Genomic DNA, 23614 nt, shown 5'->3' with positions numbered 1-23614 from the left:
CGCCCGGCGGTGAGTAGCCTGCTATCATAGAGGGCTTTTCTTGCCGATGGAGACGGATCGACGTGAGCCTAACGACCCCGGCACTGCTGTTTCCCGCCATCTCCCTGCTATTGCTGGCGTATACCAACCGTTTCCTTACCCTGGCCCAGTTGATTCGCAAGCTGGCCGACGAGGAGCGCAGCCAGCACCAGGAAGTGAATGCCAGGCAGATCCTGCTGCTGCGCAAGCGGATCTCGCTGACCAAGCGGATGCAACTGGCCGGTGTGCTCAGCTTCCTGCTCTGTACCCTCTCCATGTTCGCCCTCTTCCTGTCCCTCGACCTGCTCGGGCTGGTGCTGTTCGGGATCAGCTTGATCTCGCTGTCGATCTCCTTGATCTACTCCCTCTGGGAGATCCAGATCTCCACCAATGCCCTCAACGTCCAACTCCAGGACATCGAGGAACTGCTCGCCTCCGGTGCCTGGTCTTCACAGGAGAGAAGGGGACACCATGACCACGCCGAATGAACTGCTGTTCTATTGTCGTCCGGGCTTCGAACCGGATCTGGCCGCCGAGATCACCGACAAGGCCATCGCCCTGGGCTGGCCCGGAAGGGCCGAGTACCGGTGCGACACGGGCTTCGTTCGCTTCGTGATCGATGGGGACGAGCCGGTCAATGGGTTACATCGGGCTTTGCCGCTGACCTCGCTGGTGTTTGCCCGCCAGAGCCTGGTGGCCCTGGCGCCTCTCTCGCTTTTTCGTGAGGATCGGCTGACGACCATCATCGACCAGGTGGTGGCCAGTGGCTGGAGCTTCGAATCGGTCTGGCAGGAGACGCCGGACACCAACGAGGCCAAGGCTCTTTCCGGACTGATCAAGGCCCTCAGGCGCCCTCTGGAGTCGACACTCAGGAAACGGGGGGCCTTGCGTCGCAAGGCGAGTGGGCGTCGCCTCCACCTGCTGTGGAGCGACGGCGACCGGGTCCAACTGGGAATGAGCTTCCCGGGCAATCGCAGCGAGCTATCCGGGGGAATTCGTCGTCTGCGTTTCCCCCATGCGGCCCCCAGCCGCTCGACCCTCAAGCTCGAGGAGGCCTGGCACGAGTTCGTCCCACGGGATGCCTGGAACGAGCGGCTCGCCGATGGCATGCAGGCGGCCGACCTGGGAGCGGCGCCGGGGGGGTGGACCTGGCAGTTGGTGCAGCGTGGCATGCATGTCTATGCCATCGACAACGGCCCCATGGACAAGGCCCTGATGGCCACCGGCCTGGTGGAACACCTAAGCGAGGATGGGTTTACGTGGGAACCGCCGATGCGGCTGGACTGGTTGGTCTGCGACATCGTCGACAAGCCGGCGCGGGTAGTGTCAATGGTCGAGCGCTGGCTCGTCCGGCGCTGGTGCCACGAGGCGGTGTTCAACCTCAAGCTGCCGATGAAGCGGCGCTGGGAGACCGTCTCGGGCTGCCTGTTGAGGCTCGAGCATGCCCTCGATTCGGCCGGGGTGCACGTGGAAATGGCCTGCCGCCAGCTTTACCATGACCGGGAAGAGGTAACCGTGCACGTCCGCCTGCTGGGGTGAGCGCCATGGCGCAGGGCATGCCATTGCTCGCGAAGGGTTCATGAGCTCGGTTCGTAGATCCGAATGCGTTCATCCTCGCTCAGCAATGGCAGCAGTTGCTGCATGACCCGGGCACGCTGCTCGCTTTGGTACCACTCCTTCCAGGTGCTGATGTCTCGCCATTTGGTGATCATCAGGCGACGATCGCTGTGCCCCAACTCAACGAGGCTCTCGCCGCCGACGAAGCCACGTGCACCAAGCGACTGGCGCATGGCCTCGCGGGCCGCCTCCTCGTATTCCTCTTCCAGCCCGGGCATGATGCGACGTTCGATAATGATCTTGATCATCCAAGTAGCTCCCGACTCTTCTTGTCCTTTCTGACGCGAGGTCATCGATGGTTGATTCCGAGAAGTCCCTGCCCGCCTGCCATGCCGAACTGGACACCACCGGGCTTTACTGCCCCGAGCCGATCATGCTGATGCACAACAAGGTGCGCGACATGCGGCCCGGGGAGGTCCTCAAGGTCGTGGCCAGTGATCCTGCCACCACGCGGGATGTGCCCAAGTTCTGCAGCTTCCTGGGGCATGAGCTGCTCACGCAGCAGGAGGAGGACGGCAGATACCTCTACTTTATACGTCTCGGTTGAAGCGGGGCCAGAGGGTCTCACTTCAACGGCGTCTCGCCATCGCCGTCGGGCATGACCATCAAGGCCAGGGCCTCCAGGGTGGCAGGGTCCTCGCGGCGTATGCGGTTGGCGATCTGACGCTGGAAGAAGTACACCACCCGATGGCGGCTGTGGCCGGGGTAGAGGCAGGAATCGCCGGGTAGGATCGGCGTCGAGTCGATCAGGCATTCGTCGGCGAGCAATGCCTCCACCGCGCCGTCGCTGTAGAGCCGCCAGCCAAAGACCTGCTTGAGCTGCCAAGGGGCGTCGCTCTCGTCCATGCACAGGGCATGGGTACCCTGAGTCTCCGGCAACTGCTGGATCAGGGTCGGTTCCACCGTTTCCTCATAGTCGAAATAGGCCGCCGCATGCTCGAGCTCGAGCACCTTGTGCTCCGGAGCCTGTTCGAAGAGTTCTTCGGTTTCCGGGTCTCGGTAACCGATGAACTGTCCATGGTCGGCGGCGTCGAGCCGCCGGCAGGGGGTGAGCGCCTCCATCCAGGGCACCAGGCCGACGACCTCGCCATCCTCCTGGAGGCCCCAGGCGAGCAGCGGCATGCCGTAGAGCGTTTCGGTGTCTTCGGAGACGCGATAGACCATCTCGAGGCCGTCCTGCTCGGGGGACAGGCGAACCAGTCGTCGCCGGGCCCGCTGGCGTCGGCGCATGGTCTCCAGGTCGATGACCCGGGCGGGGCGGGGTGACAGCGGGATTCCCATGATGTCCCTCCTGCTGCGTGATCATGGCATCGTTGGTTGGGCCACTTGGCAGCGCACAACGTCATCGTTAGATCATCAATAGCACAGAGTCGCGACCCGGGTTAAGCCCCTGGGGTCAACTGCAACGGTGATCGAGTGTGGTTCGCAGTGCCGTGTGATGCTCGCGAGCCGCCTGGAAGGCGGGGAAGGGGGCGCCTGCCGCCTCCTGCGAGAGCCAGCGACGACGGTAGTCCGTGATCGCCGGTGGTGGGTCGACATGCACCGCGAACAGGCGATCGATGGCCGTGAGCCAGCGCCGTGAGGCCGTTTCCAGCCGCTCCAGCCAGTCGGGCGGGGGAACGAGCGTGGCATCGGCCGGGCAGATCCGCTCGGCAAGCGCCGATTCCAGCAGCCGCGAGGCCTCGACGAGCCGTCGCTCGGCCAGCATCAGGGTGCGCAGCAGTTCTGCGGAGAACGGGCGCTCCTGCAGGGTCTTGAGATGGCCCTCGAGGGTCGCCGAGTCCGGCGTCCAGCTGCGGTCGAACTGGTGCAGAGTGGCGTCGCGCAGGTAGGCTAGGGCACCCAGCTGTGCCTCCACGGCAGCCAGTTCTTGCGGTGGCAGCGGCGAGCTGGCCCGCGAGAAGCTGCCCACCCATTCGCTGGAGTCGAACAGGGCATTCCAGCTCACCCGAGGCAGCTGCTGGGTCTTGGTCCGGGTCAGGCGGGTGAGCCGCTCCCGGTCGTCCGCGGAGAGCTGTTCCGGGACCTCGGTGTTCCAGCAGCCACTCAGCCGTCGCCACAGCGCGAGCTCATAGAGCCAACGCTGGCTGGGAGGCGCGACGCGACCCAACTGGTTATTGCGACCGGCCACCAGGTTGGCGATATGGCAGCCGCGCAGGGCGAACATGTCCAGCATGCCCTCGCGGGTCTCGGGAATCGCGAACAGTCGCCTGTCGGGCTCAGGGAAGGCCCCGATATTGTCGGGGGCCCGGGGTGTCGGTACCGACTGGTCCAGGGCGGCGGCCAACTGCTCCTGATACTCGGTCAGACGGGCATCGGCAACGTCCTGGCCGCAGCCGGACAGCATCGCCAGGCCGAGTACGACGCCCAAGTCCCGACGCACCGGCTTACTCCACCGGCAGTTCAAGCTGGCGATGAACAGCATCAGCGGCATCCACAGGCGAATGCCGACGGAAACCGCCGCCCAGATCGACAGTGCCAGGCGGATGAGCGGATGCGTCTCTTGGTGCGTGACGTCGAGCAGGGTGGTGGTGAGCGGAGCCAAGGGCAATGCTCCATGCCGGGTCGACACGGCCCCAAGCCTCATGCCGGCGGGGCAAATGAGCTAGTCTAGCAGGGGGCCCCTCCGATGCGGTCCTGGTAGAGGTAGAGGCGAATCAGCGTGGGATGCCCCCTCCCTCGACTACGCGCTACCCAAGATTAAGGCGGCGCCGACGACCCCCAGCACCACGCCGGCGATCCGAGCAATGAGTGCCCCGCCAGGCGCCAGCTTCTCGATAAGAACGAAGGCGGCAATCAGCGCGACCCAGAGCAGGTTCATGACGCCCGCGGTGAACAGCAGCAACATCAAGGCCCAGCAACAGCCGACACAGAACAGTCCATGCTCGGCCCCCATCTGGAGGGCGCCTCGCGCCCCCGGCCGCCAACGGAACAGAAAAAACTGAAGCGGTGCGCGACATTTTTCCAGGCAGGCGTTCTTAATCGGAAGCCACTGATAGATGCCGGCGGCGATGAGCAGGCTTCCGCTCAACAGCGTACTCGCCGACGTCATGGCGGGGGTCAGCAAACGCCAGGTGTCGAAAGCGGCATGCAGGACGGTCGCCGCCAAGCTGAAGGCGGTCCAGACGGCCAGATACCCCATCGTGAAGACCCCCACGGATGGCAAACCGGAGGCGCGGTCTCGGCTTTTTCTCGCCATCGCACCGTAGAGCAGGATGGCGGGTGTCGCACTGGGAAGCATCATGGCGACCATCATCACCGTCCACATGACCAAGGTGAGCAAGAGCGGACCGGCATTCCACGCGCTGTCTGGCGCCTCCATGGGACCCGACCCCGCCATCTCGCCCAGCATCGCCTCCATGCGATGGGCCTCGACCCCCAGATAAAGCCACGCAAGCGCCGCCATGGCAAATAGGCCGGCGAGCGCGACATACCGCTCGTACCGCCAGCCGCTACGGACATTTGCCAAGGCCATCGGTGATGCCTCCCGAGCGCTAGGGGCGCTTACCCTATCCAGGAGAAGGGGGCAAAGTGGCCATTGCGCAGCCCGCTGGCGTCTTCCCAGTCGATACCGAAGGCGTGGAAACGGCTATGGCTCGCGTTGGCCAAGGCCAGTTTCGTCGATACCGGATGAGCCGTATTTTCCAGATAGATCGGCTCGCCTTCCTTCGATACGCTTGGCACCCCCTCCAAGGCCTGGTCGACCAAGTCACCCGCCTCGACGGTGCGCTTCAACCCGTCTTCTGTGAAAGTGATCGGCCGTTTCTCGACCCCGGCCATTTCACCGACCAGCGGCGCTAGCCCAGCCATGGGGCCGCCCACGGCGCCCGACGCGATCTCGCTGATGGCCTGCGTCTGGGCCTCGTCTGCCTGGTCGTCGATAATGAGGCCGACCTTGATATTGCCTTCGGCCATGGGCCCGGGCGAGTGCAGCAAGACGATGAACGCCAGGCCGTTCAGGGACGTGCCGTCCTTGTTGCCATCGTCGATACGCATCGCGATCGCCGCCTTGCAATCGCCTTCGGTGGGCCGTGCGGTCAGGTTCGACCCGATGCAGGGGCAGATGAAATCACAGTTACAGGTCTCCATGTACTGCCCTTCGATATGCCAGTCCGCCATGTTCCGCCCCTCCCATCAACGGCGTGTGTGGTCTGCTGGCCCAGTGTTGCATGCTATCGGTCAGCATCTCTTTAGAACTTCTTTCACAACCCCTTGGACAGGGTGGGGTTTTCCGTCGGCAAGCCTTCGCGAGGGCGCTGTGAACCCCTCCTTGGGCGCTACCTTTGCCATGGATGGCAAAGGACCCTCGCTTCGCCTTGCCCCCGGAGCCCACCATTGGTGGGGGGTTGGAAATGAACTCTTAATTAAAAGGATACTGTCAACATAGGCATGATCGAACTGCTCATCAAACGACAAGGCCTTCGCCGCACACGAGCTCAAGCGATATCTCGAGTCTCGCGCTCCACATGGGCGAACGGGCTCAATTGGCGGAGGATTCCCGTGTTGTCGCCTTGCCGGCCTGCAAGATGTTTCGCGCCGCCTTGATGTCGCGGTCGATGCCCTGAGTGCCGCAGGCCGGGCAGTCCCAGGTCCGCACATCGAGCGGCATCGTGTCGGCGATATGGCCGCAGTGGAAGCAGCACTGAGATCCTGACAACGTCTTCCATCTCAACCAGAACATCGTGTCGACGGCCTGATCCTGTCAGTGTGGCGGCGGTTTTCACCGCCATGCCCGGCTCGCTATACTGTGGCGCCCATTCTCCACGCCCGGGTGCCCGTGTGAGTCATCGTCTCGAGGATGTCATCGCCCTGTTCGACGGCCTCTTCCTGCCCACCTACCGCACCCGCCTGGTGCGGGGCGGCGACGAGCCGCTCTACCGGCCCGCCGACGCCGACTCGCCCTGTCACCGGGTGGTCTTCGCCCGGGGCTTCTACGCCAGCGCCCTGCATGAGATTAGCCACTGGTGCATCGCCGGGGCCCGGCGCCGTGAGCTCGAGGACTACGGCTACTGGTACCTGCCCGACGGCCGCGATGCCGTGCAGCAGCGCGCCTTCGAGGCGGTGGAGGTGGTTCCCCAGGCGCTGGAGAGCCTGTTCGCCGCGGCCTGTGGGCGACGCTTCAATGTCAGCGTCGACAACCTGGGCGAGGTGGCGGTCGACCGGGAGGCCTTCCAGGCCCGGGTCGCGGCCCGGGCGGCACGCTACGCGGCCGAGGGCCTGCCGCGCCGGGCGGCGGCCTTCCGGCGTGCCCTCGAGGGCTACTACCAGGAAGGCCTCTCCCTCGAGGCGGCCGTGGCGCTCGGGCGCGAAGCCCTGGCGCCACTACCGGCCTGATCGTCGTCGCTGTGCCGCGCCGCCGCACCGGCGAGATGGCAGGGTGACCGCCATGGCCTAGGCTGAGGCCAGGATGAGTGTGATCTCGAGGAGCCTGGCCGTGGTCGACCCCTTCCCCCTAGAGGATGCCTTCTTCTCGGCACTGCGCCGTGACGACTGGCCGTTGCCGAGGCACTCCTGGCAGCTGGAGGCGGCCGGGCTGGATGGCCCCCGACTGGTCGAGCTGTTCGAGTCGCAGCTGCTTAGCCGCCACTTGGACTACCAGGCGCGCCGCCTGCAGGCCCGGGGCGAGGCGTTCTACACCATCGGCAGCGCCGGCCACGAGGGCAACGCCGCCATCGCCGCGGCCTTCCGTCCTACCGATCCGGCCTTCCTGCACTACCGCGATGCCGCCTTCCTGATCCAGCGCAGCAAGGCGCTGCCTAGCCAGACGCCGCTGCACGACCTGCTGCTGAGCTTCTGTGCCGCGGTGGACGATCCGATATCCGGCGGGCGTCACAAGGTGCTGGGTTCGGTGAGCCTCACGGTGCCGCCCCAGACCAGCACCATCGCCTCGCACCTGCCCAAGGCGGTGGGGGCCGCCCACAGCCTGGGCCTGTGGCGTCGCCTGGGCAGAGGCGGCCGCTGGCCGACCGACGGCGTGGTGCTGTGCAGCTTCGGTGATGCCTCCTTCAACCACTCGACCGCCCAGGGAGCCCTCAACGCCGCCGGCTGGGCCGCCTACCAGGCCGTGCCCATGCCGCTGGTGCTGGTCTGCGAGGACAACGCCATTGGCATCTCGACACCGACGCCCAAGGGCTGGGTGGCGGCCAGCATGCGCGCCCGACCGGGAATCCACTATCTAAGCTGCGATGGCCTGGACCCCCTCGACACCTATCGCACCGCCCGGGAGGCGGAACGCCTGGCCCGGCGGCGGCGGCAGCCGGTGTTCCTGCACATGCATTGCGTGCGCCTGATGGGCCATGCCGGCTCCGATGCCCAGCAGTCCTATCTCTCGCCGGCACGGATCCAGGCCGACGAGGCTCTCGACCCGCTGCTGATCGGCGCGGGGCTGCTGCGCCGGCATGGCCTGCTCTCCGTCGCCGAGTTGGAGGCGTTGTACCGCGCCGTCGGCGAGCGGGTGGCGCGGGTGGCCGAGACGCTCGTGGGGTGCCCGCGGCTGGCCTCTGCCGCCGAGGTCATGGCCAGCATCGTGCCGCCGACACGCCCCTCGCGACGCCGGGCGAGCGTCGCGCCGGCCGTGGCGGACGACGCCCCGGCGCCCATGGCCCGGCTGATCAATCAGGCCATGACCCGCCTGATGGGGGAGTATCCGCATCTGGTGATGGCGGGGCAGGACATCGGCCGCAAGGGCGGCGTGTATGGCGTCACGCAACGCCTGCAGGCACGGTTCGGGGCCAGTCGCGTCATCGACACCCTGCTCGACGAGCAGAGCATCCTGGGGCTCGGCATCGGCCTGGCCCACAATGACCTGCTGCCGATGGTGGAGATCCAGTACCTCGCCTACCTGCACAACGCCGAGGACCAGCTGCGCGGCGAGGCGGCGACCCTGAGCTTCTTCTCCCGGGGGCAGTACACCAACCCCCTGGTAGTGCGCGTCGCCGGGCTCGGCTACCAGAAGGGCTTCGGCGGCCACTTCCACAACGACAACGCCATCGCGGTGCTGCGCGATATCCCCGGCCTGTTGGTGGCCTGTCCGTCCAACGGGGCCGACGCGGTGGGGCTGCTGCAGGAGGCCGTGCGCCTGGCCGACGAAGAGCAGCGCGTGGTGGTGGTACTGGAGCCGATCGCCCGCTACCACACCCGGGACCTCCTGGAAGAGGGCGATCAGCGCTGGTGCTGCATCGATCCCGGCCCCGAGCATCGGCTGCCCGTCGGCCGGCCCGGCCGCGACGGCGAGGGACGGGCCCTGGCGATCATCACCTACGGTAACGGCGTCTACCTCTCGCATCAGGCGCGGGCTCGACTGGGGGAGGCGGGTGAGGGCGTGCGCATCATCGACCTGCGCTGGCTGACCGGGCTCGACCACGACGCCCTCCATCGCCAGGTGGCGGACTGCACCCAAGTGCTGTGTGTCGACGAGTGCCGGCGCACCGGCTCACTCAGCGAGGAGGTCATCACCGCCCTGGTGGAGCGTGGTCTGGCCACCGACCGCTTGCATCGCCTGACCGCCGAGGACAGCTTCATCGCCCTGGGCCCCGCGGCGACCGCGACGCTGCCTTCGACGGCGGCCATTGCCGAGCGGGCCCGGCAACTGCTGGGCGATGGTACGACCTCCTTGAGCGGCGCTATTCGCCGCCGCTGAGCCGCTGATGCAGCATCAGCATCACCTGGATCTCCTCCTCGGGACGCAAGGGCTCCAGCCCCAGCTCACCGAACAGCTCGCCGCGGGCACGGGCCCAGGCGCCCGGCTCGAGATCGCCGTAGAGGCTCTCGGCGGGGGCCAGCTCGACGAAGGGGTCAAGGCCGTAGGTATCGAACAGCCGCGCCAGGGCCATCTCGTCGTCGCCGACCCCGGCGGTATAGAGGGTGGCATTGAAGTGGTCGGCCTCCAGTTCGCGGATCACGTCCAGCGGGCTCACGCCCATGCTATTGAGCTCCTCCAGGCTATAGGCACCCAGCGAGACCATCTCGGTGTCCAGCCAGTCGTCGTCGGGCTGGATCAGGGTGTGCTTGACGCGGCCATCGTCCAGCGTCCAGGCGATAGAGAGCGGCAGGTCGCCGTCGTCGCCGGTCTCGACCGCAATGAAGGCAGGCAGCTCATCCATCTCGATGCCCCTCCTCGAGGGCGTGGTGGTCGTCGATCGTCTCATCGAGCCTGAAGAAGGCCCGGGCAGTAGCGGTAGTGGCCTGGGCCAGTTCGGTCTCGGGCATGCCTCGCCAGTGGGCGATCTCGCGCACGATCCACGGCAGCAGGGCCGGCTCGTGGCGCCTGCCCTTGAGTTTGGCAGGTAAATTGCGCGGCAGCAGGTAGGGACAATCGGTTTCCACCATCAACCGATCCAGGGGAATCTCGCCGACCAGCGCGCGTAGGTGGTGGCCGCGGCGCTCGTCGCACAGCCAGCCGGTTAGGCCGATGTGCAGGTCGAGGTCCAGGTAGCCGTAAAGGGTTTCTCGGTCGGCGGTGAAACAGTGCACCACCGCATCGGCGATATCGTCGCGCCAGGCGTGCAGCATCTCGCGCAGGCGGCGCCCGGCATCCCGTTCATGGAGGAACAGCGGCTTGCCGCTCTCCGCCGCCAGGCCGAGCTGGGCCTCGAAGGCGCGCTCCTGCTCGGTGGGGGTGGAGAAGTTGCGATTGAAGTCCAGCCCGCATTCGCCCACCGCGACCACCTCCGGCTGGCGGTGCAGCGCGCGCATGGCCGCCTCCTGGGCGGTATCCCAGCGGCTGGCGTCGTGGGGGTGCACCCCGGCAGTGGCATGCAGTCCCGGGTGGCGGCGGGCCAACGCGACCGCCTGTTCGGCATGCTCGCGGTCGGTGCCGGTCAGGATCAGGGTGGTCACGTTGGCCGCCCAGGCGCGTCGCAGTGTCGCCTCGAGGTCGCGGGCGAAGCTTGCGTGGGTCAGATTGGCGCCGATGTCCACCAGTGGGGCCGGCGAACAAAACCTCAGCGCCTCGGGCAGAAACTCGTCGAAGGTATCGGTCGTGTCGGCCAAGGCGGAACTCCTGTGAAGCGGGCGCACATTGTACCCGGGACAGGCAGGGTGGGGCCACGCCGGGGCGCGATGCGTTACACTGGTGGTCTTGTCGAATGAAGAGGTGAGCGCGTGACCCTGCTACGTCTGGAACAGCTGCAACTGGCCTACGGCACCCAGGTGCTGCTCGACGGTGCCGACTTGGTGCTGGAGAAAGGCGAGCGCCTGGCCCTGGTGGGCCGCAACGGCACCGGCAAGTCGACCCTGCTCAAGCTGGTCGCCGGTGAGATCACCCCCGATGGGGGCAGCATCTGGCGCGCGCCCGGGCTCAAGATCGGCGTCCTGGAGCAGGACCTGCCCGAGGCCTCCGGCGAGACCATCTTCGACGTGGTGGCCCAAGGGTTGCCGGAGGCCGGCGCCTTGCTGTCCGAGTACCACCACCTGATCCACGACGAGACGCCCGACATGGCGCGCATGGCGACGCTGCAGACCCGCCTCGAGGCGATCGACGGCTGGTCCTTCCACCAGCGCATCGACGTGGTGCTGACCCGCCTGGGCCTGCCCGAGGACGCCGCGATGGCCGACCTCTCCGGGGGCTGGCGACGTCGGGTGGCCCTGGCCCGCGCCCTGGTGGCCGAGCCCGACCTGCTGCTGCTGGATGAGCCCACCAACCATCTCGATCTGGACACCATCGCCTGGCTCGAGGAGCAGCTCGCGGATTTCAACGGGGCGGTGCTGTTCATCACCCACGACCGGGCTTTCCTGTCGAAGCTGGCCACGGCGATTCTCGAGCTCGACCGAGGCCGTCTGGGCCGTTATCCCGGTGACTATGCCAGGTACCAGGAGCAGAAGGCCCACGAGCTGGAGGTCGAGGCCCGGGAGCATGCCGAGTTCGACAAGAAACTGGCCCAGGAGGAGGCCTGGATCCGCCAGGGCATCAAGGCCCGGCGGACCCGTAACGAAGGCCGCGTCCGGGCACTCGAGCAGATGCGTCGCGAGCGCGGCGAACGTCGCGAACGCCAGGGCCGCGCCAACTTCGCGGTGGACAGCGGCGGGCGCAGCGGCAAGCGGGTCGTGGAACTCGAGCACGTGACCCAGCGCTTCGGCGACGAGGTGGTGATCGATGATCTCTCCCTGGAGGTCCAGCGCGGCGACCGCATCGGCCTGATCGGCCGCAACGGCGCCGGCAAGACCACGCTGCTCAAGATCCTGCTCGGCGAGCTTGAGCCCACCGAGGGCCGGGTACGCATGGGCACCAAGCTGCAGGTGGCCTACTTCGACCAGCTGCGTGCCGGCCTGGAGCCCGAGAAGACCGTCTACGACAACGTCGCCCAGGGTAGCGACCGGGTCACCGTGGGCGGTCGCGACCGCCACGTGATGAGCTACTTGCAGGACTTCCTGTTCACCCCGGCGCGGGTCCGCCAGCCGGTCAAGGCGCTCTCCGGCGGCGAGTCCAATCGCCTGCTGCTGGCCAAGCTATTCACCCAGCCGGCCAACGTGCTGGTGCTGGACGAGCCCACCAATGACCTGGACGTGGAGACCCTGGAGCTGCTCGAGGAGCTGCTGCTCGACTTCGACGGCACCCTGCTGCTGGTCTCCCACGACCGGGCCTTCATGGATAACGTGGTGACCAGCGTGCTGGCCTTCGAGGGTGAGGGGCGGGTGCGCGAATACGTGGGCGGCTACAGCGACTGGGTGCGCCAGGGCGGCAAGCTGCCGCCGGCGCCCTGGGACGGCGCAGCTCGCCAAGGGGCCGAGCCCACTGCCGAGGCGAGCCCGGCGCTCGCGTCGGCCCCGGCGGCGGAGAAGAAGCCGGCGACGCGCAAGGCCAAGCTCTCCTACAAGCTGCAGCGCGAGCTCGATGCCCTGCCGGCCGAGATCGAGCGTCTGGAGCAGGAGGTGGCCGCTCTGGAGAAACAGGCCGGTGACCCGGGTTTCTACCGGCAGGACAGCGCCACCGTCACCGACACCCTGCAGGCGCTCAGCGACCGGCAGGCCGAGCTGGAAACGGCCCTGGAGCGCTGGATGGCGCTCGAGGCGATGGCCGAGGAAGAAGGGTGAGGGTTGTCGGGCCGGAGGCAAGGACAGGAAAGGCGCCCATAGGGCGCCTTTCGGGGTAGCAGGGGCGAGGAGGGAGATTACTCCTCGGTTTCCTCGCCCTTCCGGCCCACCCGCACGGCCAGCACATCGCACTGGGCGCCGTGCAGCACGCCGGTGGAGGTGGAGCCCAGCAGCAGGGCGAAGCCGTGGCGACCATGGGAGCCGACCACGATCAGGTCCACGTCCTGCTCCTCGGCGAAGCGATGGATCTCGGTGTCCGGCATGCCCACCACCACATGCTGGTTCTCCTTGGGGACATGGCTGTCGGCGATCTCGGCCAGGCGCTGCTTGGCATGCTCGTCGAGCTGGTCCTGGATGCTGGTCAGGTCCATGGGGATATCGCCCCCATAGGCGAAGCCCAGCGGCTCCAGGGTGTGCATGATCGACAGCTTGGCCTGGTTGCGGTCGGCGATTTGCATGGCGCGCTCCAGGACACGATGGGAGTCCTTGGTCAGGTCGACGGCCACCAGGACATGGCGGTACTCGTTGCTCATGGCGAATGTCTCCGGGTTGTGTCCAGCGGGTTGTGGTAGTGCCTCCACTCTAGGATGCTCGCCGTGACAAGACAACGACTTGCATCAAGATTCACGAAGGAGACGCCATGGTCTGGTTACTGATCATCGTGGTCGTCGGGCTGGTGTTCGCCCCGGCGATGTGGTTGCGGCCGTCGCGCCGCCAGCAGCGCCAGATACGGCTGCGCGAGACCGCCCGGAAGGCGGGGGTGACGGTGAGGCTGGAGACGCCGCCACTCCACGAGGCGGGGGGGGCGATGGCCGCCTACCGCTGGGCCTATCCCCAGCAGCGGCCTGGGCCGGACTTCGTGCTGGTGCATAATGATGTGTCCAGCGCCTCGCTCAAGCCCTGCGTCTCCGGCTGGCGCTGGCGTATCGAGCCATTGCGGCCGCTGCCGGCGCCGGTGGTGGCACGGCTCGAGGAGGTCCTGGCCGCGCTTCCCGAAGACGCCATGGTGCTGGAGTCGGGGGCCGGGACGCTGACCCTGTGGTGGGATGAGTCGCTGGAAGTCGACGCCCTGGAAGCGCTCCTGCCGCGCCTCGCGGCCCTGCGCGATGTCCTGGCGGGGCGGCCAGACCGGCCGGCTTCCCGGCGGCGGATCCAGCCCGCGCCTCCCCCCTGAGGCCGATCACTCCTGCGCTTCGCGGGCCTGAATCGCCAGGCCGTTCTCCTCGATGCGTGACAGCAAGGCGGCCAACTGATCCACCTCCGCCGCGTCCAGGCCGTCCAGCATTTCCCGGCGGGCCTGGCTGACCACGCTGTCGATTTCGTTCAGCAGCGGAGTGGCCTCGGGTGTCAGGAAGACACGCTTGGTCCGCCGGTCCTGGTCGCAGGGGCGACGCTCGATCAGCCCCTGCTCGGAGAGCTGGTCGAGGGTGCGGACCAGCGAGGGGGCCTCGACACCGATGGCCCGTGCCAGGTCGCACTGGGCTTGGCCGTCGCCCAGCTGCCACAGGTGGTAGAGGGTGATCCAGCGTGTCTGGGTCAGACCCAAGGGGGCCAGGCGCCGGTCGATCACGGCGCGCCAGAGGCGCGGCAGGCGGGAGAGCTGGAAACCGATGTTCTGGTGCATGGGATGTGACATCCGGGAGTGAGGTCTGGCCGGATTGTCCGGAGCACCGGCGTGTAATGCAAGTCGATAGCAGGCATACGCTCAGCGCGGATCGGCATCGGTAGTGGTGTCCTCGGCCCGCTCGGCGGGACGGGGCAGCCACTGTCGGACCGCCAGGCCCGGTATCCCGGGAGGGGAGGTGATACGGCCATCGGCCAGAGTGGCGGCCTCGGGGGTGTCGTCCACCGTGAAGTGCAACACGCCGATGCGCTGGCCAACGGCGGTCATCACGTCGATTCGCCACCGACCCTCGATATCCTCGGGAAAGTTACGCTTGTGCGTCCAGGCCCGGTAGCCCCGCTCGCGTCCGCCCTGGATCTCCAGCGGGATACGGTCCACCACCTTCCCTTCCTGGCGCCAGACATGGACGATCTCCTCGCGCAGGCCGCGAGGGGCGTGGATGGCCGTGTAGGCATAAAGGCCGTGGCGTCGCAGGGCCTCGGGGGTGAGGCGCAGGCTTTCCTGTGGCTGGCGTGCCTGGGTGTCGAATCCGGGAGAGAGGGCGCTGCCCGATATCCACAGGCTCGCCGGAGGCACCCACAGCCGTCCGGCCCAGCCGGCTCCCGCCAGCAGCGGCAGCAAGGCCAGCATCGCCAGCCAGCGACGGAGGGTCATCGGTCGCAATAGATGCATCAGGCTCGGCAGGCTGAAGAGCAGCATGGCACCGAGGGCCAGCAGCAGGCTCTGGCCGGTGGTCAGGTGCAGCAGGGTCGGCAGGGTGACCAGTACCACCAGGAAGACGCACTGGGCGTGGAAGGCAAAGTAGAGCCAGCGCAGCCTGCCCGCCAGGCGGTAGTAGAGCGGATCGATGATCGACAGCAGGGCGAGCCCCAGCATGGTCAGGGTGAACACCGCCTGTCCGCTGCTCCATACCGTGGTCGCCAGCAGGAAGGGCAGGCAGAAGAACAGCGTCTCCTGGTGGATCATCTGGGTAATGAAGGTGGTCACGCCACGCGGCAGAGTGGGGTAGCCACGCCGCGCCAGGACGCGCCCAATCAGGCTCTCCGACAGCAACAGTCCCCAGGCCAGCAGCATGCCCAGGGACAGGGCCGCGCCCAGCCACTGCTGGCGCTCCACCAAAAAGAAGCTCGCCAGCCCTGCGGCCAGCGCGATGGGCGGCCACAGCCAGTGCCAGGGGCGCAGTGCTTCGATGAGGCGCTCGATGCGGCCTTGCCAGGCGCTGAGTCGAGGGGTGGCGCGGGGGGGCGGCAGCGCCTGGTCGGGGGCACTCGACGGGTAGGTCTCGTCGTTCATCCGGGCTTCCTCACACTACACTCCATACACGACACCCCGTGTCCGGCGGCCATGGCCGATCGAGGACACGAATCGTGAACACACGAGGCGTCGCAGCGGCTTGACGGCATCGGGAGCCTGAACCAAGCTGACTGGAATGAAACGGGCGTATGAATGCTGGTGGGGAGATTCCTGGATGATCTATCAAGGCAATGCCATCACGGTGGTGCGGGGGACCGGAGACGCGAGCGATGCGATCGCCACGCTCACCTTCGACCGGAAGGAGGCGTCTGTCAACACGCTCTCCAGCACCGTGATCGCCGAGTTGGAGGAGGCGGTCAGTGCGCTGGGGGCCGAGGAGGGGCTGAAGGGGCTGATGATCGGCAGCGCCAAGGAGGCGTTCATTGTCGGGGCCGACATCACCGAGTTCCACGGCCTGTTCGCGCAGGGAGAGGAGGCGATTCGCGACATGCTGAGGCGGGTGCATACCATCTTCAATGCCATCGAGGATCTCCCCTTTCCCACCGTCACCGCCCTCAACGGCCTGGCGCTGGGTGGTGGCTGCGAGCTCAGCCTGGCCACCGACTTCCGGGTCATGGCCGAGTCCGCGAAGCTCGGGCTGCCCGAGACCCGGCTCGGCCTGCTGCCGGGCTGGGGCGGCTGCGTGCGCCTGCCGCGGCTGATCGGCGCCGACAACGCCGTGGAGTGGATTGCCGGTGGCCGCGAGAACCGGGCCGAGACGGCGCTGACGATGGGGGCTGTGGACGCCGTGGTCACGGCCGAGGCGCTCGAGGCGGCGGCCCTGGACATCCTGGCCCGGGCCGAGGCCGGTGAACTGGATTATCGTGCGCGCCGCGAGGAAAAGCAGGAGCCGCTGAAGCTGGGGCCCATCGAGCAGATGCTGGCCTTCGAGAGCGCGAAAGGATATGTCGCCGGCAAGGCGGGACCGCACTATCCGGCCCCGGTGGCGGCGGTCAAGGTGGTGCAGAAGGGCGCCGGCGAGGGGCGTGACCGGGCCCAGGCCATCGAGACCAGTGCCTTCATCCGACAGGCGCTCGGCGACGTGGCCTTCAACCTGGTGGGCCTGTTCCTGAACGACCAGGCGGTCAAGAAGACGGCCGGCCAGTACGCCAGGCAAGCCCGGCCAGTCAGGCAGGCCGCCGTGCTGGGCGCCGGCACCATGGGTGGCGGCATCGCCTACCAAAGCGCCTCCAAGGACGTCCCCGTGTTGATGAAGGACATCAAGGCCGAAGCCATCGAGGCGGGCCTCAAGGAGGCCCGGAAGCTGTTCGCCAAGCAGCTGGAGCGTGGCAAGCTGACGACAGCGCAGCTGGCCGAGCGGCTCACTCATCTCCGCCCGACCCTCTCCTACGGCGACTTCGGCCAGGTCGACCTGGTGGTCGAGGCGGTGGCCGAGAACCTCGAGGTCAAGCATGCCGTGCTTACCGAGGTGGAGGACCGGGTGGGCGAGGAGGCTATCCTTGCCTCCAATACCTCGACCATCTCCATCACCCGCCTGGCCGAGAACCTGACGCGCCCCGAGCACTTCTGCGGCATGCACTTCTTCAATCCGGTACATCGCATGCCCCTGGTGGAGGTGATTCGGGGCGAGAAGACCGGTGATGCCGCGGTAGCCGCCACCGTGGCCTATGCTCGGGCCATTGGCAAGACGCCGATCGTGGTCAACGACTGCCCGGGTTTTCTGGTCAACCGGGTGCTTTTCCCCTATTTCGGCGGCTTCGGCCAGCTGATGGCCCAGGGAGCCGACTTCCAGCGTGTCGACACGGTGATGGAGCGGTTTGGCTGGCCCATGGGCCCGGCCTACCTGCTCGATGTGGTGGGCATGGACATCGCGATGCATGCCGGCGAGGTGATGGCCGAGGGGTTCCCGGAGCGCATGGGGGACGAGGACGACCGGCGCGTGATCCGGGCGATGGTCGACCACGAGCGCCTGGGCCAGAAGAGTGGCAAGGGGTTCTACGCCTACGAGGAGGATCGCAAGGGCAAGCCGCAGAAGGTCAACGACGAGGCGGCCATCGAACTGGTCGAGGGCCTGGCGAAGGAGCAGCGGGAGTTCTCCGACGAAGAGATCATCTCGCGCCTGATGGTGCCGCTATGCCTGGAGACGGTGCGCTGCCTGGAGGATGGCATCGTCGGGACGCCAGCCGAGGCCGACATGGCACTGATCTACGGTATCGGCTTCCCGCCCTTCCGAGGTGGCGCACTGCGCTATCTCGAGGCCACGGGGCTCGAGGCGTTTGTGTCCCTGGCCGATGACCTGGCCGAGGAACTTGGTCCTCTCTACGCCCCTACCGAGCGATTGCGTGCCATGGCCCGCCATGGCGAGCGCTTCTATCCGGCCCCCGGGGCCTGAGCCACCGCGAACAGGAGAAGATATCGATGAGCTGGCATCCAAGAGACATCGTGGTGGTCGATTGCGTGCGGACCCCCATGGCGCGGGCGAAGCACGGTGCCTTCCGTCACGTACGGGCCGAGACCCTGTCCGCTGCGACGATGCAGGCGCTGTTTGCGCGCAACCCGGCGCTCGACCCTACCGAGGTCGACGACGTGATCTGGGGGTGCGTCAACCAGACCCTCGAACAGGGCATGAACATCGCGCGCAACGCGGCGATTCTTACCGACATCCCTGCCACGGTACCGGCCCAGACGGTGAACCGCCTGTGCGGCTCCTCCATGAGTGCGCTGCATATCGCGGCGGCGAACATCAAGGCGGGCCTAGGCGAGTTCTATATCATCGGTGGCGTGGAGCACATGGAGCATATCGGCATGACCCATGGCGTCGACGTCAACCCGGCGGCCAGCAAGCACGTGGCCAAGGCGGCCATGATGATGGGCCTGACCGCGGAGCTGCTGGGCAAGATGCACGGCGTCTCCCGGGAGGACCAGGATGCCTTCGGCGTGCGTTCCCATCAGCGCGCCCAGGCCGCCACGGAGAACGGTGGCTTCGACAACGAGATCATCGGCGTCGAGGGCCATGATGAGCGCGACTTCCGGGTGCGGGTCGACCGCGACGAGGTGATCCGTAGTGACGCCAGCCTGGAAAAGATGGCCGAACTCAAGCCGGCGTTCGATCCCCGTGGGGGCACCATCACCGCCGGGACGTCCTCGGCGCTCTCCGTGGGCGCGGCCGGCCTGGCGGTGATGAGCCATGAGCGGGCCCAGGCACTGGGGCTTGCGCCCATTGCTCGGGTGCTCGCCACGGGCGTGGCTGGCTGCGATCCTTCCATCATGGGCTACGGTCCGGTGCCGGCGTCGAAGCAGGCGCTCAAGAAGGCGGGGCTGACCATCGATGACATCGACACCGTGGAGCTCAACGAGGCCTTCGCCGCCCAGGCGCTGCCGGTGCTCCAGGACCTTGGCCTGCGCGATGCCATGGACGACAAGGTCAACCTGCATGGTGGCGCCATCGCCCTGGGCCATCCACTGGGCTGCTCGGGCGCGCGCATCTGTACCACCCTGCTGAACGTGATGCGTAGCCGCCATACCACCCTGGGTCTGGCCACCATGTGCATCGGTATGGGGCAGGGCGTGGCCACGGTGTTCGAGCGCTGGGGTTGATCCCCCTGAAACGCCCCCGACACCGAGTGAGGTGCCGGGGGCGTCACAAACATGGCTCAGTCGTGGCTAGCGAGTAGGGGGTGGGTCTCGTGCCGCGGTTCATGACGCGCGTTCGTCGTGCCTGCCTCGTCGAGCCAACCCTGTTCCCGGTAGTAGCGCAGGGCACCCTCATGCAGGGGGGCGGTGAGGCCATCATGGATCATGCCTTCCCGGGTCAGCACCGAGAAGGCGGGGTGGTAGGCCTTGAAGCGCAGCAGGTTGTCGAACACGGCGGACACCAGCCGGTAGACCAGATCGGGATCGGTACGCTCGGACGCGAGCAGGGTCGCGCGGACACCGAAGGTGCGTACCGGCGGCTGGTCCGGTCCGTAGATCCCGCCGGGAATCCAGGCACGACTGTAGTAGGGATTCTCCGCGATCAGCCGGTCGACGGCCTCACCCTCCACGTTAATGAGGGCCGCGTTGCACAGGCGTATTGCCTGGGCCACGGAAGGGTTGGGATGCCCGACGGTGTAAACCATGGCATCGACGTTGCCGTGGCACAGCTCCAGGGACTGCTGGTCGGCGGGCAACTCGTTGACCAGCACGAAATCGCTATGGCTCCAGCCACTAGCCTGCATCAGCCGCAGCATGGTGCCCCGCTGACCCGATCCCGGGTTGCCGATATTGATGGCATGTCGGGTGATGCCTGCCAGGTCGTCGATGCCGGCGTCGCGTCGTACCACCAGGGTGAAGGGTTCGCTGTGCAGCGAGAAAATGGCGCGCAGCGAGGGATCCGGCCCGGCCGCCTGGAAGCCCCCCTCACCGTGAATCGCCTGATACTGGAGGTCCGACTGTGCCAGGGCGATCTGCAGCTCACCGCTGCGCAGCGCCTCCAGGTTGGCGGCGGAACCTGCCGTGGGCCTGGCCCGGCACGGAATGTCCACCATCCGGCAGAGGGTGCGTCCCGCTATATGGTAGACCCCGGCAGGACTGGCGGTGCCGATGAACAGGCGCTCCTGGGCAATGCCGACCGTGGGAAGCCCCAGCAACAGGCACAAACCGAGGCAGGCCAGGAGCAGAGGATGAGAGAGGGTTGGCGCCCGAGGCGCACATCCGTGGCGATGTGGTGTCATGGATTGTCTCCGTGGGCGCTGTGTGTACCGGCGTGGGTATCCCCCAGGTCAGATCCGGTGATGAAGCGGAGGCTGGAGGAGAAGGCTGCCATGCAGGGATCATGTCACCTCCCGGGCGACATGGTGACGGATCCGTGAAAATCAGCCATGTCCTTCAACATGACTAGAAAATATAGCGATCCTTCATATAGCCAGGAACCGATCCCCATGCCTCTTCTGGTATAGCACAGCGTTGCAGAAAGGCGAGCGAGAGGGACCTAAACGTCAGAAGATGCCACTGTCCAGCCCGGCGGCCAGATACAGGCCGAGCTCCTCGGCCTGGTCGGCAAAGGCGTCCTGCCACGCGCCGCGCAGAAGCAGCGGGGCCTGCACCCATTTCCAGCGCAGCCCCGTGACGATGCTCTCCACCGCCCGGCGGGTGCCGGTGCCGTCGTGGCCGGCACGGATGTAGAGCGCGCAGGGCAGGCCCTGCTTCTCCTCCAGCACCGCGTAGTAGCTGCGGTCGAAGAAGTCCTTGAGGGCGCCACTCATATAGCCCAGGTTCTCGGTGGTACCGAGCAGGATGGCATCGCAGGCCAGCACGTCCTCGGGGCCGGCCTCTAGGGGCGGCTTGACCATCACCTCGACGCTCTCGACGTCGGGATGGCGAGCGCCGCGTTCGGCGGCTGCCCGGAGACGCTCGGTATTGGGCGAAGGCGCATGAGCCACGATCAGCAGGCGAGGCATGGCGGACTCCCGGAGCAAGACGAGGGATTGAAAGAGGGGACCAGCGCCATCATGCCATGCACGGACCTCGTTGACAGGCGTCGGGCTTTCTCCGACGCTGAGGCGACATTATCCCTATTCATTCGACAGTTCAGGGAGGTTGATCCGCCATGGCCTTTGCACTCTCGACCATGCAACTGGAAAGTTCCGCCTTCACCCCCGGGGACGCCATCCCGACGAAGTACACCGGCGAGGGTGATGACCGCTCGCCGGCGCTGACCTGGCAGGGGGCGCCGGAAGGGACCAAGGGCTTCGCGGTGATCTGCCATGACCCGGATGCCCCGCTGGTGCAGAACGGCAGCTACGGCTTCGTTCACTGGCTGCTCTACAACCTGCCGGCGTCCACCACCTCGCTGGCGGAGAACAGCGGCGAGGGCACCCCGGGGCTCAACGACTTCGGCAAGAACGGCTACGGAGGCCCGATGCCACCGGAGGGACACGGCACGCACCACTACTACTTCTGGGTGCTGGCGCTGGACAAGGCCACCGATCTGCCGGAGGGGCTCTCACTGCCCGAGTTGCTCAAGCAGGTCGAGCCGCACCTGATCGGCATGAACCGCCTGGTGGGCACCTACCAGCGCGATTGATGCGGGCGGCGCCTCGTCGCGCCCCGGCAGACCAGGCGGGCCCGCGTCGTCCATCGACGCGGGCCCGCGGCGTTTGTCCCCGGCTCAGGTGTCGGCCTCGCTCGGCCCCGGGGCGGCCACGCCGTCGTGGTCGACCACCAAGTGCTCCAGCTCCTCGCAGAACGCCGCCAGCGCCTCGCTGGGGTGACCCGGGCGGCGGTGCAGTTCGATCTCCACCTGTCCCAGGGGCGGCAGGCCTTCCGCCTCGCCGACGATGCGACACCCTTCGGGCACACTGCGCGGCGTCTTCACCGTCATCGCCAGCCCCGCCTGGACCGGCAGGTTGATGCCGGTGGGCGATTGGCTGGCATAGTGTACTTCCCAGCGCCGTTCCTCGCGGCCCAGCGCCGAGAGGGCATGGGCGCGGAAGATACACCCCTCCGGATTGAGTGCCAGAGGCAGAGTCGCCCAGTCGGCCGGTGAGATGTCCTCGGCCACCACCCAGATCATCGGCTCCCAGCCGAGCAACTGGCCCGACTGGGTCGGCAGATGGCGGATCGATAGCACCACGTCCAGCAACCCCTCCCGGAAGCGCTGCACCAGTGCGGCGCTGATATCGCAGTGGATCTCCAGGCGCGTGTCGGGGAAGCGCTCGGCGTAGCGGGGCAGCAGGGCAGGCAGGTAGGCTCCGGCCTGCTCCTCGGAGGTGGCGAAGCGGATCAGCTCGCCGCGTGGCTTCTCGCCCAAGGCCTCGCGAGCCTCGTCCTCGAGCTTGAGCATGTGGCGGGCATAGGGCAGCAGCCGCTCCCCCGGGGCGGTCAGCAATACGCTGCGGCTGGTGCGCTCCAGCAGCGCCTGGCCCATCTGGTCCTCGAGACGCTTGATCTGCAGGCTCACCGCCGACTGGGTGCGGTGCAGCACCTTGCCGGCGGCGCTGAAGCCCTGGCACTCGGCCACGGTGACGAAGGTGCGCAGCAGCACGGTATCCATGATCGATGAGTCCCTGCAATTGGTCGTATCTCAATCATTCATTTCTATCATGGGAGTGGCGTTACTAGGCTGTCTAGCGAATATCCGGAAACGCCAGGAGCACGAGACCCATGCAGGCAGCCACCGACGTCCAGACGACCAACACCCTCGCTGGCCTGATCGACCTGGCCCGCTACCCCATCGACGACCTGGACGGCGAGGCCGGCCGCGCCTTGACCGAACAGTGCCGTCGACAACTCGATGAGGACGGCTGCGTGGTGCTCAAGAACTTCGTCCCCGAGGACGCTCTGGCGCGGCTCGAGCGCGAGACCGAGCGGCTCTCACCGGAGGCCCACTACAACCAGACCGAGACCAACCCCTACAACAGCGCCGGTGATGTCGAGAAGCCGGCCCACCATCCGGTGAACCGCTTCGATGATCGCACCAACGGCTTCGTCGCCGGCGATCGTATCGGGCGCGATACCCTCATCCGCCAGGTCTACGAGCATCCCGATTTCCAGCGCTTCATCGGCGCCGTGGTGGGCATGGAGGAGATCCACCAGTACGCCGACCCGCTGGCCGACCTGGTGGTCAACGTGCTGCGCGAGGGCTGCCAGCATCCGTGGCACTACGACACCAACGAGTTCATCGTCACCCTGATGACTCGCCAGTCCCGCGGCGGCGGCCGCTTCGAGTATGCCCCGGGCATCCGCAGCCCCGAGGGCGAGAATTTCGAGGAGGTCGAGAAGGTGATCGACGGTGACCGCTCGCGGCTCAAGTCCCTGGACCTGTCGCCCGGCGACCTGCAGATCTTCTTCGGTCGCTATTCGCTGCACCGGGTGACCCCGGTGAAGGGCGACCGGGAGCGGCATACCGTGATCTTCGCCTATGCCAAGGAACCGGGGGTCATCGGCCGCCCCGAGCGCGCCCAGCGCATCTTCGGCCGCCTGGCGCCGGTCCACGAGCGCCTGCTCGAGGAGGGCATGCAGCGCAGCGACAGCCTGACCGATTGAGGCCCGATTCCGCGTCTCCGTACCTGCCCTGGCCGATGGCCGCGC

Annotated in this window: 24 protein-coding genes and 1 pseudogene; 11 read left to right on the top strand and 14 right to left on the bottom strand. The window is 67.1% G+C overall.

Annotation, left to right across the window (positions count from 1 at the left end; genetic code table 11):
- Positions 1 to 62: 62 nt before the first annotated feature.
- Both FHR94_RS05640 and rlmM read left to right on the top strand, forming a co-directional pair.
- Positions 63 to 506 carry a DUF2721 domain-containing protein gene (locus FHR94_RS05640; RefSeq protein ID WP_183324650.1) on the top strand — a complete coding sequence of 148 codons (444 nt, stop codon included), beginning with the start codon at positions 63 to 65 and terminating at the stop codon, positions 504 to 506.
- On the top strand, positions 490 to 1557 hold the full coding sequence (rlmM, locus tag FHR94_RS05635) for a 23S rRNA (cytidine(2498)-2'-O)-methyltransferase RlmM (RefSeq protein ID WP_183324649.1): 1068 nt from the start codon (positions 490 to 492) through the stop codon (positions 1555 to 1557). The genes FHR94_RS05640 and rlmM overlap by 17 nt, the downstream gene beginning before the upstream one ends.
- 38 nt (positions 1558 to 1595) lie before the next feature.
- Here rlmM and FHR94_RS05630 read toward each other — a convergent pair whose 3' ends face one another.
- On the bottom strand, positions 1596 to 1883 hold the full coding sequence (locus FHR94_RS05630; protein ID WP_183324648.1) for an antibiotic biosynthesis monooxygenase family protein: 288 nt from the start codon (positions 1881 to 1883) through the stop codon (positions 1596 to 1598).
- 47 nt (positions 1884 to 1930) lie between these two features.
- On the opposite strand from FHR94_RS05630, the gene tusA reads away from it, so the two are divergent.
- Positions 1931 to 2182: a sulfurtransferase TusA gene (tusA, locus tag FHR94_RS05625; protein ID WP_183324647.1), complete on the top strand. Its 252-nt coding sequence runs from the start codon at positions 1931 to 1933 to the stop codon at positions 2180 to 2182.
- 17 nt (positions 2183 to 2199) lie between these two features.
- Here tusA and FHR94_RS05620 read toward each other — a convergent pair whose 3' ends face one another.
- The 5 genes and pseudogenes from FHR94_RS05620 to FHR94_RS05600 all read right to left on the bottom strand — a co-directional run.
- Complete coding sequence (locus tag FHR94_RS05620; RefSeq protein WP_183324646.1) at positions 2200 to 2916, bottom strand: hypothetical protein; 717 nt, start codon at positions 2914 to 2916, stop codon at positions 2200 to 2202.
- Between the two features lie 115 nt (positions 2917 to 3031).
- Positions 3032 to 4180: a DUF3080 family protein gene (locus tag FHR94_RS05615; protein ID WP_246389836.1), complete on the bottom strand. Its 1149-nt coding sequence runs from the start codon at positions 4178 to 4180 to the stop codon at positions 3032 to 3034.
- A gap of 138 nt (positions 4181 to 4318) precedes the next feature.
- Positions 4319 to 5110 (bottom strand): DUF2182 domain-containing protein, encoded by a 792-nt coding sequence (locus tag FHR94_RS05610; protein ID WP_221188372.1) that lies wholly within the window; start codon positions 5108 to 5110, stop codon positions 4319 to 4321.
- 29 nt (positions 5111 to 5139) lie between these two features.
- Complete coding sequence (locus FHR94_RS05605; RefSeq protein WP_183324645.1) at positions 5140 to 5754, bottom strand: DUF1326 domain-containing protein; 615 nt, start codon at positions 5752 to 5754, stop codon at positions 5140 to 5142.
- Positions 5755 to 6115: 361 nt separating this feature from the next.
- Positions 6116 to 6283, bottom strand: a pseudogene (locus tag FHR94_RS05600) (zinc ribbon domain-containing protein); the annotation flags it as partial.
- Positions 6284 to 6414: 131 nt separating this feature from the next.
- Here FHR94_RS05600 and FHR94_RS05595 point away from each other — a divergent pair.
- Positions 6415 to 6969: an elongation factor P hydroxylase gene (locus FHR94_RS05595; RefSeq protein WP_343064635.1), complete on the top strand. Its 555-nt coding sequence runs from the start codon at positions 6415 to 6417 to the stop codon at positions 6967 to 6969.
- A gap of 73 nt (positions 6970 to 7042) precedes the next feature.
- The gene (locus FHR94_RS05590; protein ID WP_183324643.1) at positions 7043 to 9274 is read left to right on the top strand and encodes a thiamine pyrophosphate-dependent enzyme; all 2232 of its coding nucleotides are present in this window, start codon (positions 7043 to 7045) and stop codon (positions 9272 to 9274) included.
- On the opposite strand, the gene FHR94_RS05585 is transcribed toward FHR94_RS05590, so the two are convergent.
- A complete protein-coding gene (locus tag FHR94_RS05585; RefSeq protein ID WP_183324642.1) occupies positions 9258 to 9737 on the bottom strand; it encodes a hypothetical protein in 480 nt (159 codons plus the stop codon). The genes FHR94_RS05590 and FHR94_RS05585 overlap by 17 nt on opposite strands.
- A complete protein-coding gene (locus FHR94_RS05580) occupies positions 9730 to 10626 on the bottom strand; it encodes a TatD family hydrolase (protein ID WP_183324641.1) in 897 nt (298 codons plus the stop codon). Before FHR94_RS05580 ends, FHR94_RS05585 begins: the two co-directional genes overlap by 8 nt.
- Before the next feature lie 111 nt (positions 10627 to 10737).
- On the opposite strand from FHR94_RS05580, the gene FHR94_RS05575 reads away from it, so the two are divergent.
- Positions 10738 to 12666 carry an ATP-binding cassette domain-containing protein gene (locus FHR94_RS05575; protein ID WP_183324640.1) on the top strand — a complete coding sequence of 643 codons (1929 nt, stop codon included), beginning with the start codon at positions 10738 to 10740 and terminating at the stop codon, positions 12664 to 12666.
- Positions 12667 to 12743: 77 nt separating this feature from the next.
- Here the strand turns inward: FHR94_RS05575 and FHR94_RS05570 are convergent, their stop codons facing one another.
- A complete protein-coding gene (locus FHR94_RS05570; protein ID WP_183324639.1) occupies positions 12744 to 13199 on the bottom strand; it encodes a universal stress protein in 456 nt (151 codons plus the stop codon).
- Positions 13200 to 13306: 107 nt separating this feature from the next.
- On the opposite strand from FHR94_RS05570, the gene FHR94_RS05565 reads away from it, so the two are divergent.
- Complete coding sequence (locus FHR94_RS05565) at positions 13307 to 13840, top strand: preprotein translocase subunit YajC (RefSeq protein ID WP_183324638.1); 534 nt, start codon at positions 13307 to 13309, stop codon at positions 13838 to 13840.
- A gap of 6 nt (positions 13841 to 13846) precedes the next feature.
- Here FHR94_RS05565 and slyA read toward each other — a convergent pair whose 3' ends face one another.
- Positions 13847 to 14290 carry a transcriptional regulator SlyA gene (gene slyA, locus FHR94_RS05560; RefSeq protein WP_183324637.1) on the bottom strand — a complete coding sequence of 148 codons (444 nt, stop codon included), beginning with the start codon at positions 14288 to 14290 and terminating at the stop codon, positions 13847 to 13849.
- Positions 14291 to 14371: 81 nt separating this feature from the next.
- Positions 14372 to 15583: a DUF5924 family protein gene (locus FHR94_RS05555; protein WP_183324636.1), complete on the bottom strand. Its 1212-nt coding sequence runs from the start codon at positions 15581 to 15583 to the stop codon at positions 14372 to 14374.
- A gap of 175 nt (positions 15584 to 15758) precedes the next feature.
- On the opposite strand from FHR94_RS05555, the gene fadB reads away from it, so the two are divergent.
- Both fadB and fadA read left to right on the top strand, forming a co-directional pair.
- On the top strand, positions 15759 to 17936 hold the full coding sequence (gene fadB / locus FHR94_RS05550) for a fatty acid oxidation complex subunit alpha FadB (protein WP_183324635.1): 2178 nt from the start codon (positions 15759 to 15761) through the stop codon (positions 17934 to 17936).
- Between the two features lie 26 nt (positions 17937 to 17962).
- Complete coding sequence (fadA, locus tag FHR94_RS05545; protein ID WP_183324634.1) at positions 17963 to 19141, top strand: acetyl-CoA C-acyltransferase FadA; 1179 nt, start codon at positions 17963 to 17965, stop codon at positions 19139 to 19141.
- A 56-nt stretch (positions 19142 to 19197) separates the two neighbouring features.
- On the opposite strand, the gene FHR94_RS05540 is transcribed toward fadA, so the two are convergent.
- Positions 19198 to 20256 (bottom strand): TAXI family TRAP transporter solute-binding subunit, encoded by a 1059-nt coding sequence (locus FHR94_RS05540; RefSeq protein WP_183324633.1) that lies wholly within the window; start codon positions 20254 to 20256, stop codon positions 19198 to 19200.
- Between the two features lie 264 nt (positions 20257 to 20520).
- On the bottom strand, positions 20521 to 20982 hold the full coding sequence (locus FHR94_RS05535; protein ID WP_183324632.1) for a flavodoxin family protein: 462 nt from the start codon (positions 20980 to 20982) through the stop codon (positions 20521 to 20523).
- Positions 20983 to 21131: 149 nt separating this feature from the next.
- Between FHR94_RS05535 and FHR94_RS05530 the strand changes: the two genes are divergently transcribed.
- Complete coding sequence (locus FHR94_RS05530) at positions 21132 to 21608, top strand: YbhB/YbcL family Raf kinase inhibitor-like protein (protein WP_183324631.1); 477 nt, start codon at positions 21132 to 21134, stop codon at positions 21606 to 21608.
- An 84-nt stretch (positions 21609 to 21692) separates the two neighbouring features.
- On the opposite strand, the gene FHR94_RS05525 is transcribed toward FHR94_RS05530, so the two are convergent.
- A complete protein-coding gene (locus tag FHR94_RS05525; protein WP_183324630.1) occupies positions 21693 to 22577 on the bottom strand; it encodes a LysR substrate-binding domain-containing protein in 885 nt (294 codons plus the stop codon).
- 110 nt (positions 22578 to 22687) lie between these two features.
- Between FHR94_RS05525 and FHR94_RS05520 the strand changes: the two genes are divergently transcribed.
- Positions 22688 to 23569 carry a HalD/BesD family halogenase gene (locus FHR94_RS05520; protein ID WP_183324629.1) on the top strand — a complete coding sequence of 294 codons (882 nt, stop codon included), beginning with the start codon at positions 22688 to 22690 and terminating at the stop codon, positions 23567 to 23569.
- Positions 23570 to 23614 lie beyond the last annotated feature (45 nt).

The organism is Halomonas cerina (genome assembly GCF_014192215.1).
Taxonomy (GTDB): Bacteria; Pseudomonadota; Gammaproteobacteria; order Pseudomonadales; family Halomonadaceae; genus Halomonas; species Halomonas cerina.
Note: the sequence above shows the minus strand (reverse complement) of the source record. Positions and strands in the feature narration are given on the sequence as shown.